Genomic DNA, 16,358 nt, shown 5'->3' on the forward strand with positions numbered 1-16,358 from the left:
TCAGGAGGCGTATGACCACTCATCTGGTCTGGCTGCGTAATGATTTACGCATCAACGATAATCTGGCACTTCACGCCGCCTGTCGCGACAGCAAGGCAAAAGTGATTGCGCTCTTCCTTGCTACGCCAGAACAGTGGCAGCAGCATGACATGTCACCCAGGCAGGCGGCGTTTATTCACGCCAGTCTGGTGGAAGTACAGAACGCGCTGGCTGAGCGGGGCATTGCGCTGCACTATCAGGCGTGTCACGCCTTCAGCGACAGTATCGCTGCGCTGGCCGAATTCTGCGACAAGCACCAGGTCGACCAGCTCTTCTACAACTATCAGTATGAAGTGAATGAGCGTCAGCGCGATGCGGAGGCGGAAAGGCGTCTCGATGACGCGGGCGTGATCTGCCAGGGCTTTGATGACAGCCTGTTGCTGCCACCTGGCAGTGTGCAGAGTGGCGATCGCTCGATGTATAAAGTCTTTACGCCGTTTAGCAAAGCCTTTGTCCGCCGTTTGCAGCAGAGTCTGCCGGAGTGCGTGCCTGCACCTAAGCCGCGCGACGGTGCGCCGCTGAAAACCGCCCCAATACCTGCGTTTGACTATCCGACCGAAGCCTTTGACGAGGATCTGTTTCCGGCAGGCGAAGCGGCCGCCCTGAAGCGGTTACGTCATTTCGCCACTCAACCCATTATCGATTATCCCGCGAAGCGCGACCTTCCTGCGCTGGATGCTACAAGTCGTCTGTCGGTCTATCTGTCGACCGGCGTGCTGTCGCCGCGTCAGTGCCTGCATCGCGTGCTGCATGAACATCCCGATGCGCTGAACAACAGTCGCGCATTTACCTGGCTGAACGAGCTGATCTGGCGTGAGTTCTACCGTCATCTGCTGGTGGCCTGGCCGGCACTGTGCCGGCACAAGCCATTTATTGACTGGACGCGTAACGTGGAATGGCAGCATGACGACGCGCATTTCGATGCCTGGAAAGCAGGGAAAACCGGCTATCCGATCGTCGATGCTGCAATGCGTCAGATGAAGGCGCTGGGCTGGATGCACAACCGTTTACGTATGATCACCGCCAGTTTCCTGGTCAAAGATCTGCTGATCGACTGGCGCGAAGGCGAACGCTATTTCATGCAGCAGCTGATTGATGGTGACCTGGCCGCAAACAATGGTGGCTGGCAGTGGGCGGCTTCCACCGGTACAGATTCAGCACCTTATTTCCGCATTTTTAACCCGACCACGCAGGGCGAGCGCTTTGATGAACAGGGTGAGTTTATCCGTCACTATCTGCCGGAGCTAGCGGGCGTCCCTGACAGCCATATTCACCAGCCTCATCTCTGGGCGGAAAAGAACAACAGGAAACTCGATTATCCGGCACCAATCGTGGATCATAAGGCAGCCCGTAAAAAGACATTAGACGCCTTTGAGCGCGCCAAAAGCGCCGCCTGAGGCCGCGAAGGAGCCTGAATGAACCATTACGAATTAGAGACACTGATTAACCAGCAACTCGACAGCCACAGCTTCAGCGATTACGCCCCCAACGGTTTGCAGGTTGAAGGACGTAGTGAAGTCAGAACGATTATTACTGGCGTGACGGCCTGTCAGGCGTTGCTGGATGAGGCAGTGGCTCGTCAGGCCGATGCGATTATCGTCCATCATGGCTACTTCTGGAAAAGTGAACCGGCCGCGATTAAAGGCATGAAGCGCCGCCGCCTGCGCACACTGCTGGCTAACGATATTAATCTCTATGGCTGGCACCTGCCGCTTGATGCGCATTCAGAACTGGGCAACAACGCCCAGCTGGCGAAACTGCTGGATATCGATGTACGTGGCGAAGTCATGCCGCTGGTGTTCTGGGGTGAGCTGGCTGAGCCGATCTCCGGTGAACAGATGGCCCGCCGAATTGGCGATAAGCTGGGACGCGAACCGCTGCATTGCGGTGACAACGCGCCAGCACTGATCCGTCGCATCGCCTGGTGCAGCGGTGGCGGACAGGGCTTTATCGACCAGGCCGCCGCTGCGGGCGTTGATGCCTACATCACCGGTGAAGTCTCTGAACAGACCATTCACAGCGCACGCGAGCAGGGGCTGCATTTCTTTGCCGCAGGCCATCACGCCACCGAGCGTGGCGGCGTCAAAGCGCTGGGCGAGTGGCTGGCACAACACCACAATCTTGACGTGACCTTCATCGATATTCCTAATCCTGCCTGATCTCTCTCTTGTCCTGCGCGCCTGCGCAGGACCTAAATCTGTTGACACATCCCTGCCACTTTCGCATAACTATTTGCTTTAAGTAGATAAGCCATCGGCTGATTTGGGCATCCGGTCAGGTCGGCCAGGCACGATCTCAATCAGGCGGGAGGTAGCTGTTGCAACGAGCACGGTGTTATTTATTGGGTGAACGCGCTGTCGTGCTGGAGCTGGAGCCGCCGGTCTCACTGGAGAGTCAGCAGCGTATCTGGGGACTGAACCAGCGACTGCAGTCGTATGCGGACGTGCTGGAGGTCATTCCCGGCATGAACAACATCACTCTGATCCTGCGCGATCCCCAGCAGAGTGCGCTGGATGCGATAGAGCGGCTTCAGCGCTGGTGGGAAGAGAGTGAAGCGCAGTTGCCGGAATCGCGTCTGGTGGAGATCCCGGTGATCTATGGAGGCGAACATGGCCCCGATCTGGTGGTGGTGGCGGAACATGCCGCGCTGACGCCCGGTCAGGTGGTTGAGCTGCACAGCAGCAGCGACTATGTGGTGTTTTTTGTCGGCTTTCAGCCCGGTTTTCCCTATCTGGGCGGACTGGATCCGCGCCTGCACACACCACGCCGTGCGGAGCCGAGAGTTGCGGTACCGGCCGGATCGGTTGGCATCGGTGGCAGCCAGACGGGCGTCTATCCGCTGGCTTCGCCCGGCGGCTGGCAGTTAATCGGCCAGACCCGCACCGCGCTGTTTGATCCCCTGCAGCAACCGCCCACACTGCTCCGTCCCGGTGACAGAGTTCGCTTTGTGCCGCAACAGGAGGGCGTATGTTAAATATTCTTCGCGCCGGGCTGGCCGCCACCCTTCAGGATGCCGGCCGCTACGGCTGGCGTCAGTATGGCATCAGCCCCGGCGGCGTGCTGGATCATCCCGCGATGTTCACCGCCAATGTGCTGGTGGGCAATGCGCCTGACAGCGCGGTGCTGGAGCTGGTGCTCGGCCAGTTCAAAGCGGAGTTTACCCGCGACGGCTGGTTCGCACTGACTGGCGCAGGCTGCCATGCGGAGCTGGACGGTAAGCCGGTCTGGACGGGCTGGCGCACGCCGGTAAAACGCGGCCAGGTCCTGTCGCTGGCGATGCCGCAGCGCGGCATGCGCAGCTATCTGGCAGTGCAGGGTGGTTTCGACATCCCTGCGGTGCTTGGCTCAGCCAGCACCGATCTGAAAGCAAAATTCGGCGGGTTTCACGGTCGCGCCTTACGGGATGGCGATCAGATCCCGCTGGGCAAACCGACGCGTCAGTTCGACCGCAAAGTCGGGGTACGGCAGCTGCTGTGGGGCAATCGCATTCGCGCACTGCCTGGCCCGGAGTATCACGAGTTCAGCCCCGACGCGCAGCAGGCGTTCTGGCGCACCGCATGGAAACTCAGTCCGCAAAGTAACCGGATGGGATACCGGCTTGAGGGACGTGAGCTTAAACGTGAAAGTCCGCGTGAGCTGCTGTCACACGGCGTGATGCCGGGTGTGATTCAGGTACCGCCGAACGGACAGCCTATCGTGCTGATGGCGGATGCCCAGACCACCGGCGGCTATCCGCGGATCGCCTCCGTCATCGAAGCCGATCTCTACCATCTGGCGCAAATCCGCCTCGGTGAGCCGATTCACTTTATTCATTGCACGCTGCCGGAAGCGATGCTGGCACGTCAGCATCAGCAACGCGCGCTGGACCAGATGAAATGGGGACTTCATGAAAATTGATTTAAACGCCGACCTGGGCGAAGGCTGTGCCAGCGATCAGGCGCTGCTTAAACTGGTGAGTTCCGCCAATATCGCCTGTGGCTTTCACGCCGGTGATGCGCAGACCATGCTGCAGTCGGTGCGCTGGGCGCAGGCATCCGGTGTTGCCATCGGGGCGCATCCCGCCTTTCCCGATCGGGAGAACTTTGGCCGCAGCGCCATGCAGTTGCCGCCGGAAACGGTCTATGCCCAGATGATCTACCAGATTGGCGCGCTGAAAAGTCTGGCGGAAAGCGAGGGTGCGCGGCTGGTTCACGTTAAGCCGCACGGTATGCTCTATAACCAGGCCGCGGCTGATCCGGTGCTGGCAGACGCCATTGCCCGCGCCATCCGTGCCGTCGACAGCCAGCTGATTGTGGTGGGACTGGCGAACAGCGAATCGATACGTGCCGCGTCGCACTACGGCTTACGCACGCGGGAAGAGGTCTTTGCCGATCGTGGCTATCTCAGCAGCGGTGCGCTTGTGCCGCGCAGCCAGTCGGGCGCGCTGATTGATGATGAGCAGCAGGCTATCGATCAGACGCTGACGATGGTGCAACAGGGCAAGGTAAAAAGTATCACGGGAGAATGGGTGGCAGTGAATGCGCAGACCGTCTGCTTACATGGCGACGGCGCGCACGCCCTGCAGTTTGCACAGCGGTTGCGTGATGCGTTTGCCGGACAGCAGATCCGTGTCACCAGCGCCTGAAAACACTACTTAGCCCGGCTTATGTCGGGTTTTTTAACTCTGGGGGAAATCCATGGAAAGTGCAGTGAATCTCTGGCCTTTACTGGGCATTGCCGCGATCGTCGTCGGCTTCGTATTACGTTTTAATCCGGTGCTGGTGGTGATTGTCGCCGGCTTTGTGACCGGTCTGGCGGCGATGATGCCGCTGGCGGACATTCTGGAAAAGCTCGGCGCGGGCTTTCTCAACACACGTAACCTGCCGCTGATTCTGCTGCTGCCGCTGGCGGTCATTGGGCTACTGGAGCGTCACGGGCTGAAGGAGTGCGCACAGGCGTGGATCGCTCAGATTAAAACGGCTACCGCCGGACGTCTGCTGATCGTCTACCTGTTTGTACGTGAAATCACTGCGGCGCTAGGGTTAACCAGTCTCGGCGGGCATCCACAGATGGTGCGTCCGTTGCTGGCCCCGATGGCAGAGGGCGCAACGGAAAACCGCTACGGCGAAATCACACCTGAACTGCGTCATAAGCTGCGTGCCATGTCAGCAGCCACCGACAACGTCGGCCTCTTCTTTGGTGAAGATATCTTCGTGGCATTTGGCGCGATTATCTTTATGCACAACTTCATGCAGGAGTCGGCCGGGATTCAGACCGAACCGCTGCACATTGCGTTATGGGGCATTCCGACCGCTATAGCCGCCTTCCTGATCCACTCGGCGCGTCTGGTGCGACTCGATCGTCAGTTGGCGCGTGAGTTGCAGCTGCTGAACAACCAGGCGCTGAAAGCCAAAGGAGGTCAGTAATGTTCCAGCAACAATATCTGATGTGGCTGGCGGGCATTATCCTGCTGGTGGTGGCAATTCTCTCGTGGCGTGACAGTGCGAACCCACGCCGCTTTACCACCGGACTGTTCTGGGCCTTGTATGGCCTGGTGTTTCTGGTGGGTGACTGGACGACGCAGATGATGAGCAGCCTGATGGGCTCGGACGCGGCGGGCACCCGAATGCTGCATATCACTATCGGTGTCATTGTGGTGGTAATGGCGCTGATTGCCGGTCTGGGTGGTGTCCGGCTGGGTCGTTATCATCAGCGCAGCGATGAAGAGAAGCAGGCCAGTGCGCTGCGTCTGCGCAACAAACTGTTTCTGCCTGCGCTGGCCATTCCGGTCGTGACCGTGGTCGGTGTGCTGGCGTTTAACCATATTCCCGGTCTGCAGGATGCGGTGTTCGGTCCCGGAAATCACGCTACGCTGGTGACACTTTTTTCAATGATGGTCGGCTGTGTCATTGGCTGGCTGGTGGCATTGAAACTGACCCATGAAAAACCGGTTCAGTCCATGCAGGAGACCCGTCGCCTGCTGGATTCGATTGGCTGGGCCTTTATCCTGCCGCAAATCCTCGCCACTCTCGGACTGCTGTTTACCAGTGCGGGCGTGGGCAGTGCCATTTCGCATTTGACCGAAACCTGGCTGGCGGTGGATAACCGGTTTATTGCGGTAACGGTCTATGCCGTCGGGATGGCGCTGTTAACCATGATCATGGGTAACGCCTTTGCGGCATTTCCGATTATTACTGCAGGCGTCGGCATTCCGATTCTGGTGTTGCAGCATGGCGGAAATCCGGCAGTAATGGCGGCGATTGGTATGTTCTCCGGCTACTGCGGCACGCTGATGACGCCAATGGCGGCCAACTTCAATATTGTTCCGGCGGCGCTGCTGGAGCTGCCCGATCGTAACGCGGTCATCAAAGCTCAGATTCCAACCGGTGTGCTACTGTTAGTCGTTAACATTTTCCTGCTCTATTTCCTGATGTTCCTGTGAGGCTGCATGAAAACTGTCCTGATGACCGCCTTTGAACCCTTTGGCGGTGAAACGATTAACCCCTCCTGGGAAGCGGTGCGCGCGCTGGAAGGCAAACAAATTGGCGGGGCGACGATAGTCATCCGCCAGCTGCCGGTGGTGTTCAGTGAGGTGCTCAACGTGTTGAACCAGGCGCTGGAAGAGCTCAAACCGGATGCGGTGCTGTCGGTAGGGCAGGCGGGCGGCCGCAGCGACATTACCGTTGAACGTATCGGTATCAATGTTGATGACGCCCGTATTCCGGACAACGCGGGAAACCAGCCCGTCGATGAACCGATTGTGGCAGGTGGCCCGGCAGCCTATTTTTCCCGGCTGCCCATTAAAGCGATTGTAGCCGCGGTGCGGGAAGCGGGGATTCCGGCATCGGTCTCACAAACCGCCGGTACCTTCACCTGCAATCGGGTGATGTATGGTCTGCTGCACTGGCTGGAGCAGCATCAAAGTCCGGCACGCGCTGGCTTTATCCATATTCCCTATCTGCCTGAACAGGCGGCGCTCCATCCGGGTGCGCCGAGCATGGCGGTGGCGACCATTATTCAGGCGCTGGAGATTGCGGTAAAAGTCACGCTGGAGACCGGCGACGATATCAAACAGGCTGGCGGCGCCACCCATTAAGAGGAAGAACGATGCCTGAAGGACCGGAAATTCGCCGTGTGGCGGATAAGCTTGAAGCCGCCATTGTGGGGCAGCCGTTAACGGAGGCGTGGTTCGCGTTTCCTCAGCTCAAGACTTACGAACCCTCTCTGATTGGTGAGCAGGTGCAGGCGATTGAGACGCGGGGCAAAGCACTGCTGACGCATTTCAGCAATGGCCTGACGCTCTACAGTCATAACCAGCTTTATGGCGTCTGGCGCATCGTGAAACCCGATACTGAACTCAATACCACGCGTCAGTTGCGGGTGCGGCTGGCGACGGCGGGCAAAGCGATTCTGCTTTATAGCGCCTCCGATATTGAACTACTCAACGCAGATACGCTGGCGGCGCATCCGTTTCTGACCCGCATCGGACCGGATGTGCTGAACAGCCAGCTTAACGCTGAAGAGGTGAAAGAGCGGCTGCTGTCGCCCCGGTTCCGGCGGCGACAGTTTAGTGGTCTGCTGCTGGATCAGGCATTTCTGGCCGGGCTGGGAAATTACCTGCGCGCCGAGATTCTCTGGCTGGCGCAACTGCTGCCAAATCATCGGGCGCAGGATCTCAGTGACGATCAGCTGACTGCTTTCAGCGAGGCGCTGCTATCGGTGCCGCGTCATGCTTATCGGATGCGGGGAACCATGAAGAAGTATCATGAGGAAGCGGCGTTTCAGTTTGAGGTGTTCCATCGGCAGGGCAAGAAATGCCGGCGTTGTGGCACGGTGATTGAGAAAGGCACGCTTTCATCACGGCCTTTTTACTGGTGTCCGGGTTGTCAGAGATAGAAAGGGTATGAAGTTTATAGCGACAAATGTTCTTACATCAGACGGCTAAAAACTTCGAACCGGGTGATTCCAACCGCTACGAAGAAGCTTAACGCGCGGGGAACACGGTCAGAAGAGGAAAGCGTCCCGCGCCAGGGACGGCGCGGGCCGAGCGGCCAGGGATGGTTTAAGCGACTTTCCGATCTGACCGTGTTTCATGCGCAGGCGCAGTATCCCAGCGAAGCGCCCCAGCGTTATATCCACATCAAGCGGAGATTTCTCTCCGCTATCCATCAAATCTTACTTCTTCAGCTGTGAGCTGAACTCGCGCTCGGTATAACCGGTATAAAGCTGACGCGGACGGGCAATCTTCATGCCTTCGTCGTGCATCTCTTTCCAGTGGGCAATCCAGCCAACGGTACGGGCCATCGCAAAGATCACCGTAAACATGGACGAAGGAATACCCATCGCTTTCAGAATGATACCGGAGTAGAAGTCCACGTTTGGATAGAGTTTACGCTCAATGAAGTACGGGTCGTTCAGCGCAATGTGTTCCAGCTCCATCGCCACTTCCAGCAGATCATCCTTCATACCCAGCTCATTCAATACCTCATGGCAGGTATCGCGCATCACGGTTGCACGTGGGTCATAGTTTTTATAAACGCGGTGGCCAAAGCCCATCAGACGGAAGGAATCATTCTTGTCTTTGGCGCGTTTAACAAATTCCGGGATGTGCTCAACGGTGCTGATTTCTTCCAGCATACGCAGGGTCGCTTCGTTGGCACCGCCGTGCGCCGGTCCCCACAAAGAGGCGATCCCTGCGGCGATACAGGCAAACGGATTCGCGCCGCTTGAACCGGCGGTACGTACGGTAGAGGTTGAGGCGTTCTGCTCATGATCAGCATGCAGAATCAGGATGCGGTCCATGGCGCGTTCCAGCACCGGGTTCACTTTGTACTCTTCGCACGGCGTGGCGAACATCATGTGCAGGAAGTTACCGGCATAAGAGAGGTCATTGCGCGGATAAACAAACGGCTGGCCGATAGAATATTTGTAACACATTGCTGCCATGGTCGGCATCTTAGAGAGCAGACGGAATGCTGCGATTTCGCGGTGGCGCTCAATGTTTACGTCCAGTGAATCGTGGTAAAACGCAGCCAGTGCACCGGTCACTCCGCACATTACCGCCATCGGATGCGAGTCACGACGGAAGCCGTGGAACAGGCGGGTAATCTGCTCATGAATCATGGTATGACGGGTAACGGTGGTACGGAACTCATCAAACTGTTTCTGGTCCGGCGCTTCGCCGTTCAGCAGGATATAGCAGACTTCCAGATAGTTAGAATGGGTCGCCAGCTGAGAAATCGGGAAACCACGGTGCAGCAGAATACCTTCGTCACCATCGATAAAAGTGATGGCAGATTCGCAGGACGCTGTAGACGTAAAACCGGGATCGAAGGTGAACAGGCCACTTGAACCCAAAGCTCGGACATCAACCACATCCTGGCCCAGCGTACCTTTCAGCACGTCCAGTTCAACAGATGTTCCATCTTGCAGGGTTAGCGTTACTTTTTTATCTGTCATTTTCGTCTCCATAGCGCCTTATGTAGGTAAGGATCTTTAGACACCTGAAACGCGTTCATGTTGCGGTTGGCAAAACTACACAGTATCACTCTGCGGGTATAAAGCGGGTGCAGGGTACAGAGTGAGCGGCGCGTTCCCAGCGGGAACCGGTGAGCCATGGACATGCTGCATATCGCGGTTGTTAAAGATCCGGTCAGAACATAACTTCTTTTTAACCAATAACCTGATGCTTTTTAAAGCTCATATTCGCAATGTTACATAACTTGCGCTTAGGGGAAAGTGTATCCCCATAACTTTTGTGCATCATAGGAATTTACAGGCTTAGTTTGTAACTGAATTGTTGAACTATTGTCAAATCAGATAATTAAAATTGTATCAATTGTGAAAATCGTGAGTAGGATCACTGTTCTACCTAAAATATACCAAAGAGTTTGTAGGGGAATTGTAATCAGAATGTGATCCTCCTATACTCCAGGCAGGTCTCCGGAACACCCTGACACCAGGAGCCACCCAGCGTTTACTACCGCGTCAATTAACACTGGATGTTGCTTTTTTGGTGACGGTTAAAGTCTGCCACGCGTCGTGATTAGACTCCGCCTCAGGTCCGGAGGAAGCAAAATAAAAAAGAGCTGTGTGGGCAAAACCGTGAAAAAACAAAGACCTGTCAACTTGGATCTCTCGACGATCCGGTTTCCCGTTACTGCAATATCGTCCATTCTCCACCGCGTCTCCGGCGTAATCACCCTGGTTGCCATTGGCATCCTGCTGTGGCTGCTCGGTCTCTCTCTCTCTTCTCCTGAAGGTTTCCAGCACGCTGCATCCATCATGGATGGCTTCTTCGCGAAGTTCATCATGTGGGGCATCTTAACCGCGCTGGCCTATCACGCGGTGAGCGGGATTCGTCACATGTTGATGGATTTTGGTTATCTGGCTGAAACGCTGGAAGTGGGCAAGCGTTCTGCTCATATGACTTTTGTGATCACTGTCGTGCTGGCAATTCTGGCGGGAGTCCTCGTATGGTAAGCAATGCATCCGCATTGGGTCGCAACGGCATTCAGGACTGGCTGCTGCTGCGGGCAACTGCAATTCTCATTACGCTCTACATCGTCTACATCCTCGGTTTCGTGGTGATGACAGACACGCTGACTTATGACCTGTGGCGTGGCTTCTTCGCTTCGGCATTCACTAAAGTGTTCACGCTGCTGACGCTATTCTCCATTCTGATTCACGGCTGGATCGGCATGTGGCAGGTGTTAACAGACTACGTTAAATCACTGCCAACGCGCCTGTTGTTGCAGTTTGTGATTGTCGTGGCGCTGTTGTGGTATGCGATTTATGGATTTGTTGTGGTGTGGGGTGTGTAAATGAGTTTGCCAATCAGAGAGTTTGATGCCGTGGTGATCGGCGCAGGTGGCGCAGGAATGCGGGCCGCACTGCAAATCTCCCAGGCCGGCCAGAGCTGTGCCCTGTTATCGAAAGTTTTCCCGACCCGTTCCCACACCGTATCTGCGCAGGGCGGTATTACCGTTGCGCTGGGTAATACCCATGAAGATAACTGGGAATGGCATATGTACGACACCGTCAAAGGTTCCGACTACATCGGTGACCAGGACGCGATTGAATATATGTGTAAAACCGGCCCGGAAGCGATTCTGGAACTGGAGCACATGGGCCTGCCGTTCTCGCGTCTGGAAGATGGTCGTGTCTATCAGCGTCCGTTTGGTGGTCAGTCGAAGAACTTCGGCGGCGAGCAGGCGGCACGTACCGCAGCAGCAGCAGACCGTACCGGCCACGCCCTTTTGCATACCCTTTATCAGCAGAACCTGAAAAACAAAACTACCATCTTCTCTGAGTGGTATGCACTGGATCTGGTGAAAAACGCCGACGGCGCGGTAGTCGGTTGTACCGCTATCTGCATCGAAACCGGCGAAACCGTCTATTTCAAAGCAAAAGCGACTATTCTGGCCACCGGCGGCGCGGGCCGTATCTATCAGTCCACCACCAATGCACATATCAACACCGGCGACGGCGTGGGTATGGCACTGCGTGCGGGCGTGCCGGTGCAGGATATGGAGATGTGGCAGTTCCACCCAACCGGTATCGCCGGTGCGGGCGTGCTGGTCACCGAGGGCTGCCGTGGTGAAGGCGGCTATCTGCTGAACAAACATGGCGAACGCTTCATGGAGCGTTATGCGCCAAACGCCAAAGATCTGGCGGGCCGCGACGTCGTTGCGCGCTCAATGATGATTGAAATCCGTGAAGGTCGCGGCTGTGACGGTCCGTGGGGACCGCACATCAAACTGAAACTCGATCACCTGGGTAAAGAGGTGCTTGAATCACGTCTGCCTGGCATCCTTGAGCTGTCACGCACCTTTGCTCACGCCGATCCGATCAAAGAACCTATCCCGGTCATTCCGACCTGCCACTACATGATGGGCGGTATTCCGACCAAAGTGACTGGTCAGGCACTGCGTGTGAATGAGCAGGGTGAAGATGTGGTGATTCCTGGCCTGTTCGCCGTCGGCGAAATTGCCTGCGTATCGGTACACGGTGCCAACCGTCTGGGCGGCAACTCACTGCTTGACCTGGTGGTCTTTGGCCGCGCAGCGGGCCTGCACCTGCTGGAGAGTATTCAGGAGCAGGGCGAACTGCGTGACGCCACGGAAGATGAAATCGCCGTTGCGATGGCGCGCTTCAACCGCTGGGAAAACAACACCACTGGTGAAGATCCGGTTGAGATTCGTAAAGCGCTGCAACGCTGCATGCAGAACAACTTCTCTGTATTCCGCGAAGGCGACGCCATGGCGCAGGGTCTGGAAGAGCTGAAAGAAATTCGCCAGCGTCTGAAATCAGCGCGTCTGGATGACCGCTCACCGGATTTCAACACCCAGCGCATTGAGTGTCTGGAGCTGGATAACCTGATGGAGACGGCTTTTGCCACGGCGGTAGCGGCTAACTATCGCACCGAGAGCCGCGGTGCGCACAGTCGCTTCGACTTCCCGGATCGTGATGATGAAAACTGGCTGTGCCACAGTCTTTATGTCCCGGAAACCGAAAGCATGACGCGCCGTGAGGTGAACATGCAGCCGAAACTGCGCGCGGCGTTCCCGCCGAAAGTGCGTACCTACTAATTTCGGAGACGATCATGAGACTCGAGTTTTCAATTTATCGCTACAATCCGGACGTCGATGACAAGCCGCGCATGCAGGATTACACCCTGGAGTCGGAAGATGGTCGCGACATGATGCTGCTGGATGCGCTGATTCGCCTGAAAGAGAAAGATCCGACGCTGGCGTTTCGTCGCTCCTGTCGTGAAGGCGTCTGTGGCTCTGATGGCCTCAACATGAACGGTAAAAACGGACTGGCCTGCATTACGCCGGTCTCGGCCCTGGGCAACGGCAAACAGAAAATCGTTATCCGTCCATTGCCAGGTTTACCGGTTGTGCGTGACCTGGTCGTAGACATGAGCCAGTTTTATGCGCAGTATGAGAAAATTAAGCCTTTCCTGTTGAATAATGGGGAAAATCCGCCAGCACGTGAGCATCTGCAGTCACCGGATGAGCGCGAGCACCTGGATGGCCTGTACGAGTGTATTCTCTGTGCCTGCTGCTCAACCTCATGCCCATCATTCTGGTGGAACCCTGAGAAGTTCATCGGTCCTGCCGGCCTGCTGGCGGCATACCGTTTCCTGATTGACAGCCGCGACACTGAAACGGATGCGCGTCTCGACAATCTGAATGACGCTTTCAGCGTATTCCGCTGCCATAGCATCATGAACTGTGTGAGTGTCTGTCCGAAAGGGCTGAACCCGACGCGCGCCATCGGCCATATCAAGTCGATGCTGCTGCAGCGCGGCGCATAAGTAGTTTCTGCCGGGAACCTCAGGTTCCCGGTATTTTAACGGAAGCCTCTGTAAGCGCGGTGATGACCACGTTTACAAAGGTTCCCTTACGGGCCACGCGCGCTGCGCAAAGTGCTCGTATCGCTGAACTCACTACGGCAAACCGCGAAAGCGGCAACAAATGAAACCTCAAAAAAGCATAGCAATGCTTAAGGGATCACAATGCAGAACAGCGCGATGAAGCCCTGGCTGGACTCTTCCTGGCTGGCCGGCGCGAATCAGTCTTACATAGAGCAGCTCTATGAGGATTTCCTGACCGATCCTGACTCTGTCGATGCAGTGTGGCGCTCGATGTTCCAACAGTTACCGGGCACCGGAATGAAACCTGAGCAGTTTCACTCCACCACACGTGAGTACTTCCGTCGCCTGGCGAAAGACGCATCTCGTTACACCTCATCTGTCTCCGATCCGGAAACCAACTCCAAGCAAGTGAAAGTGCTGCAGCTGATCAACGCGTTTCGTTTTCGCGGTCATCAGCACGCCAATCTCGATCCGCTTGGCCTGTGGAAACAGGATCGGGTCGCCGATCTTGATCCCGCTTTTCATGACCTGACCGAGGCCGATTTTCAGGAAAGCTTTAACGTAGGCTCTTTTGCCATCGGTAAAGAGACCATGAAGCTGGCCGATCTCTTCGACGCGCTGACGCAGACGTACTGTGGCTCGATCGGTGCGGAATATATGCACATCAACAACACAGATGAGAAACGCTGGATCCAACAGCGTCTTGAGTCTGTGGCGGGTCGTGCAGCGTTCAGCAATGAAGAGAAAAAAGGTTTCCTGAAAGAGCTGACCGCGGCAGAAGGGCTGGAAAAATATCTCGGGGCGAAATTCCCGGGTGCCAAACGCTTCTCGCTGGAAGGCGGCGATGCGCTGGTGCCCATGCTGCGCGAAATGATCCGTCACGCTGGCAAGAGCGGTACTCGTGAAGTCGTGCTGGGCATGGCGCACCGTGGTCGTCTCAACGTGCTGATCAACGTGCTGGGTAAAAAGCCACAGGATCTGTTCGACGAGTTCGCCGGTAAGCATAAAGAGCATCTTGGCACTGGTGACGTGAAGTACCACATGGGCTTCTCTTCTGACGTGGAAACCGAAGGCGGCCTGGTTCACCTGGCGCTGGCGTTTAACCCGTCACACCTGGAGATTGTCAGCCCGGTCGTTATGGGTTCCGTGCGTGCCCGTCTGGATCGTCTGGATGAACCTGCGAGCAATAAAGTCCTGCCGATCACCATTCATGGTGACGCGGCCGTGATTGGCCAGGGCGTGGTTCAGGAAACCCTGAACATGTCACAGGCACGCGGTTATGAAGTGGGCGGAACTGTTCGCATCGTTATCAACAACCAGGTTGGTTTTACGACCTCCAACCCGAAAGATGCGCGTTCAACCCCTTACTGCACCGACATCGGCAAAATGGTGCTGGCACCGATTTTCCACGTCAACGCAGATGACCCGGAAGCGGTCGCCTTTGTGACCCGTCTGGCTCTCGACTATCGCAACACCTTTAAGCGTGATGTGTTTATCGATCTGGTCTGCTATCGCCGTCATGGTCACAACGAGGCCGATGAGCCAAGTGCGACTCAGCCGCTGATGTACCAGAAAATCAAAAAACACCCGACGCCGCGTAAAATTTATGCCGACCGTCTGGAAGGTGAAGCCGTTGCCACGCAGGAAGATGCGACCGAAATGGTCAATCTTTACCGTGATGCGCTGGATGCGGGCGAGTGCGTAGTACCAGAATGGCGTCCGATGAGCCTGCACTCCTTTACCTGGTCACCTTACCTGAATCATGAGTGGGATGAGCCTTATCCGGCTCAGGTCGACATGAAACGTCTGAAGGAGCTGGCGCTGCGTATCAGCCAGGTACCTGAAGAGGTTGAGGTTCAGTCGCGTGTTGCCAAGATTTATAACGACCGTCGTCTGATGGCTGAAGGCGAGAAAGCCTTTGACTGGGGCGGCGCGGAAAACCTGGCCTACGCCACGCTGGTTGATGAAGGCATTCCGGTGCGTCTGTCGGGTGAAGATACCGGCCGCGGCACCTTCTTCCATCGTCACGCGGTGGTTCATAACCAGGCAAACGGCTCAACCTACACCCCTCTGCACCATGTGCATAGCGGCCAGGGCCAGTTCAAAGTCTGGGACTCCGTGCTGTCAGAAGAGGCGGTACTGGCCTTTGAATATGGCTACGCCACTGCTGAGCCACGCATACTGACCATCTGGGAAGCGCAGTTTGGTGACTTCGCCAACGGTGCACAGGTTGTTATCGACCAGTTCATCAGTTCCGGTGAGCAGAAATGGGGCCGTATGTGTGGCCTGGTGATGCTGCTGCCGCACGGCTATGAAGGTCAGGGGCCAGAGCACTCCTCTGCGCGTCTGGAGCGTTATCTGCAACTCTGCGCTGAGCAGAACATGCAGGTCTGCGTGCCGTCAACGCCTGCGCAGGTTTACCATATGCTGCGTCGTCAGGCGCTGCGCGGTATGCGCCGTCCGCTGATCGTGATGTCGCCAAAATCGCTGCTGCGTCATCCGCTGGCGATCTCTACGCTGGATGAACTGGCTAACGGCAGCTTCCAGCCTGCGATTGGCGAAGTGGATAATCTGGATGCGCAGGGCGTGAAACGCGTCGTGCTGTGCTCCGGTAAAGTCTATTACGACCTGCTTGAGCAGCGTCGTAAAAATGAGCAGACCGATGTGGCTATTGTCCGTATTGAGCAGCTCTATCCGTTCCCGCATCACGCGGTTCAGGAAGCATTAAAAGCGTATTCTCACGTACAGGATTTTGTCTGGTGTCAGGAAGAGCCGCTGAATCAGGGCGCCTGGTACTGCAGCCAGCATCATTTCCGTGAAGTTGTGCCGTTTGGTGCGACCTTACGTTATGCAGGCCGCCCGGCCTCCGCCTCACCGGCCGTGGGTTACATGTCCGTACACCAACAACAGCAGCAAGACCTGGTTAATGACGCGCTGAACGTTAATTAATTAAAAGGAA

At 56.4% G+C, this 16,358-nt stretch carries 15 protein-coding genes; 14 read left to right on the forward strand and 1 reads right to left on the reverse strand.

Annotated features, from left to right (window positions below):
* Positions 1–11: 11 nt before the first annotated feature.
* From phrB to nei, 9 genes are all read left to right on the forward strand, one after another.
* A complete protein-coding gene (gene phrB / locus AC6I8C_RS05265; protein ID WP_497821808.1) occupies positions 12–1,436 on the forward strand; it encodes a deoxyribodipyrimidine photo-lyase in 1,425 nt (474 codons plus the stop codon).
* An 18-nt stretch (positions 1,437–1,454) separates the two neighbouring features.
* A complete protein-coding gene (locus AC6I8C_RS05270; protein ID WP_266306804.1) occupies positions 1,455–2,198 on the forward strand; it encodes a type 2 GTP cyclohydrolase I in 744 nt (247 codons plus the stop codon).
* Between the two features lie 158 nt (positions 2,199–2,356).
* Positions 2,357–3,013, forward strand: a complete 657-nt coding sequence (gene pxpB / locus AC6I8C_RS05275) for a 5-oxoprolinase subunit PxpB (RefSeq protein WP_497821809.1) — start codon at positions 2,357–2,359, stop codon at positions 3,011–3,013.
* Positions 3,007–3,936, forward strand: a complete 930-nt coding sequence (pxpC, locus tag AC6I8C_RS05280; protein WP_135909729.1) for a 5-oxoprolinase subunit PxpC — start codon at positions 3,007–3,009, stop codon at positions 3,934–3,936. The genes pxpB and pxpC overlap by 7 nt, the downstream gene beginning before the upstream one ends.
* Positions 3,926–4,663 carry a 5-oxoprolinase subunit PxpA gene (gene pxpA / locus AC6I8C_RS05285; RefSeq protein WP_497821810.1) on the forward strand — a complete coding sequence of 246 codons (738 nt, stop codon included), beginning with the start codon at positions 3,926–3,928 and terminating at the stop codon, positions 4,661–4,663. Before pxpC ends, pxpA begins: the two co-directional genes overlap by 11 nt.
* A gap of 52 nt (positions 4,664–4,715) precedes the next feature.
* Positions 4,716–5,444, forward strand: coding sequence for a DUF969 domain-containing protein (locus tag AC6I8C_RS05290; protein ID WP_497821811.1), 729 nt, complete (start codon positions 4,716–4,718; stop codon positions 5,442–5,444).
* Positions 5,444–6,460, forward strand: a complete 1,017-nt coding sequence (locus AC6I8C_RS05295; RefSeq protein ID WP_497821812.1) for a DUF979 domain-containing protein — start codon at positions 5,444–5,446, stop codon at positions 6,458–6,460. The genes AC6I8C_RS05290 and AC6I8C_RS05295 overlap by 1 nt, the downstream gene beginning before the upstream one ends.
* 6 nt (positions 6,461–6,466) lie before the next feature.
* Positions 6,467–7,114, forward strand: coding sequence for a pyroglutamyl-peptidase I (pcp, locus tag AC6I8C_RS05300; RefSeq protein ID WP_497821813.1), 648 nt, complete (start codon positions 6,467–6,469; stop codon positions 7,112–7,114).
* Positions 7,115–7,125: 11 nt separating this feature from the next.
* A complete protein-coding gene (nei, locus tag AC6I8C_RS05305) occupies positions 7,126–7,914 on the forward strand; it encodes an endonuclease VIII (RefSeq protein WP_497821814.1) in 789 nt (262 codons plus the stop codon).
* 279 nt (positions 7,915–8,193) lie between these two features.
* On the opposite strand, the gene AC6I8C_RS05310 is transcribed toward nei, so the two are convergent.
* On the reverse strand, positions 8,194–9,477 hold the full coding sequence (locus AC6I8C_RS05310; RefSeq protein WP_013357141.1) for a citrate synthase: 1,284 nt from the start codon (positions 9,475–9,477) through the stop codon (positions 8,194–8,196).
* Between the two features lie 633 nt (positions 9,478–10,110).
* On the opposite strand from AC6I8C_RS05310, the gene sdhC reads away from it, so the two are divergent.
* The 5 genes from sdhC (at position 10,111) to sucA (ending at position 16,348) form a co-directional block, all read left to right on the forward strand.
* The gene (gene sdhC, locus AC6I8C_RS05315; RefSeq protein WP_033782341.1) at positions 10,111–10,500 is read left to right on the forward strand and encodes a succinate dehydrogenase cytochrome b556 subunit; all 390 of its coding nucleotides are present in this window, start codon (positions 10,111–10,113) and stop codon (positions 10,498–10,500) included.
* Positions 10,494–10,841 carry a succinate dehydrogenase membrane anchor subunit gene (sdhD, locus tag AC6I8C_RS05320; RefSeq protein WP_009091417.1) on the forward strand — a complete coding sequence of 116 codons (348 nt, stop codon included), beginning with the start codon at positions 10,494–10,496 and terminating at the stop codon, positions 10,839–10,841. Before sdhC ends, sdhD begins: the two co-directional genes overlap by 7 nt.
* Positions 10,842–12,608 carry a succinate dehydrogenase flavoprotein subunit gene (gene sdhA / locus AC6I8C_RS05325; protein ID WP_013357143.1) on the forward strand — a complete coding sequence of 589 codons (1,767 nt, stop codon included), beginning with the start codon at positions 10,842–10,844 and terminating at the stop codon, positions 12,606–12,608. It begins immediately after the preceding gene.
* 14 nt (positions 12,609–12,622) lie between these two features.
* Entirely contained in the window at positions 12,623–13,339 is a 717-nt protein-coding gene (locus AC6I8C_RS05330) for a succinate dehydrogenase iron-sulfur subunit (RefSeq protein WP_013357144.1), read from the forward strand.
* A 201-nt stretch (positions 13,340–13,540) separates the two neighbouring features.
* Entirely contained in the window at positions 13,541–16,348 is a 2,808-nt protein-coding gene (gene sucA / locus AC6I8C_RS05335) for a 2-oxoglutarate dehydrogenase E1 component (protein WP_033731875.1), read from the forward strand.
* Positions 16,349–16,358: the final 10 nt, after the last annotated feature.

It is taken from the genome of Pantoea sp. X-Soil-YNGN-844, from assembly GCF_059730595.1.

Coding starts and splice junctions, on each gene's coding strand:
- AC6I8C_RS05270 (WP_266306804.1), top strand. CDS start 1,455: ATGAACCATTACGAATTAGAGACACTGATTAACCAGCAACTCGACAGC.
- AC6I8C_RS05310 (WP_013357141.1), bottom strand. CDS start 9,477: ATGACAGATAAAAAAGTAACGCTAACCCTGCAAGATGGAACATCTGTT.
- sdhD (WP_009091417.1), top strand. CDS start 10,494: ATGGTAAGCAATGCATCCGCATTGGGTCGCAACGGCATTCAGGACTGG.
- nei (WP_497821814.1), top strand. CDS start 7,126: ATGCCTGAAGGACCGGAAATTCGCCGTGTGGCGGATAAGCTTGAAGCC.
- sdhA (WP_013357143.1), top strand. CDS start 10,842: ATGAGTTTGCCAATCAGAGAGTTTGATGCCGTGGTGATCGGCGCAGGT.
- pcp (WP_497821813.1), top strand. CDS start 6,467: ATGAAAACTGTCCTGATGACCGCCTTTGAACCCTTTGGCGGTGAAACG.
- sucA (WP_033731875.1), top strand. CDS start 13,541: ATGCAGAACAGCGCGATGAAGCCCTGGCTGGACTCTTCCTGGCTGGCC.
- pxpA (WP_497821810.1), top strand. CDS start 3,926: ATGAAAATTGATTTAAACGCCGACCTGGGCGAAGGCTGTGCCAGCGAT.
- AC6I8C_RS05330 (WP_013357144.1), top strand. CDS start 12,623: ATGAGACTCGAGTTTTCAATTTATCGCTACAATCCGGACGTCGATGAC.
- AC6I8C_RS05295 (WP_497821812.1), top strand. CDS start 5,444: ATGTTCCAGCAACAATATCTGATGTGGCTGGCGGGCATTATCCTGCTG.
- pxpC (WP_135909729.1), top strand. CDS start 3,007: ATGTTAAATATTCTTCGCGCCGGGCTGGCCGCCACCCTTCAGGATGCC.
- AC6I8C_RS05290 (WP_497821811.1), top strand. CDS start 4,716: ATGGAAAGTGCAGTGAATCTCTGGCCTTTACTGGGCATTGCCGCGATC.
- phrB (WP_497821808.1), top strand. CDS start 12: ATGACCACTCATCTGGTCTGGCTGCGTAATGATTTACGCATCAACGAT.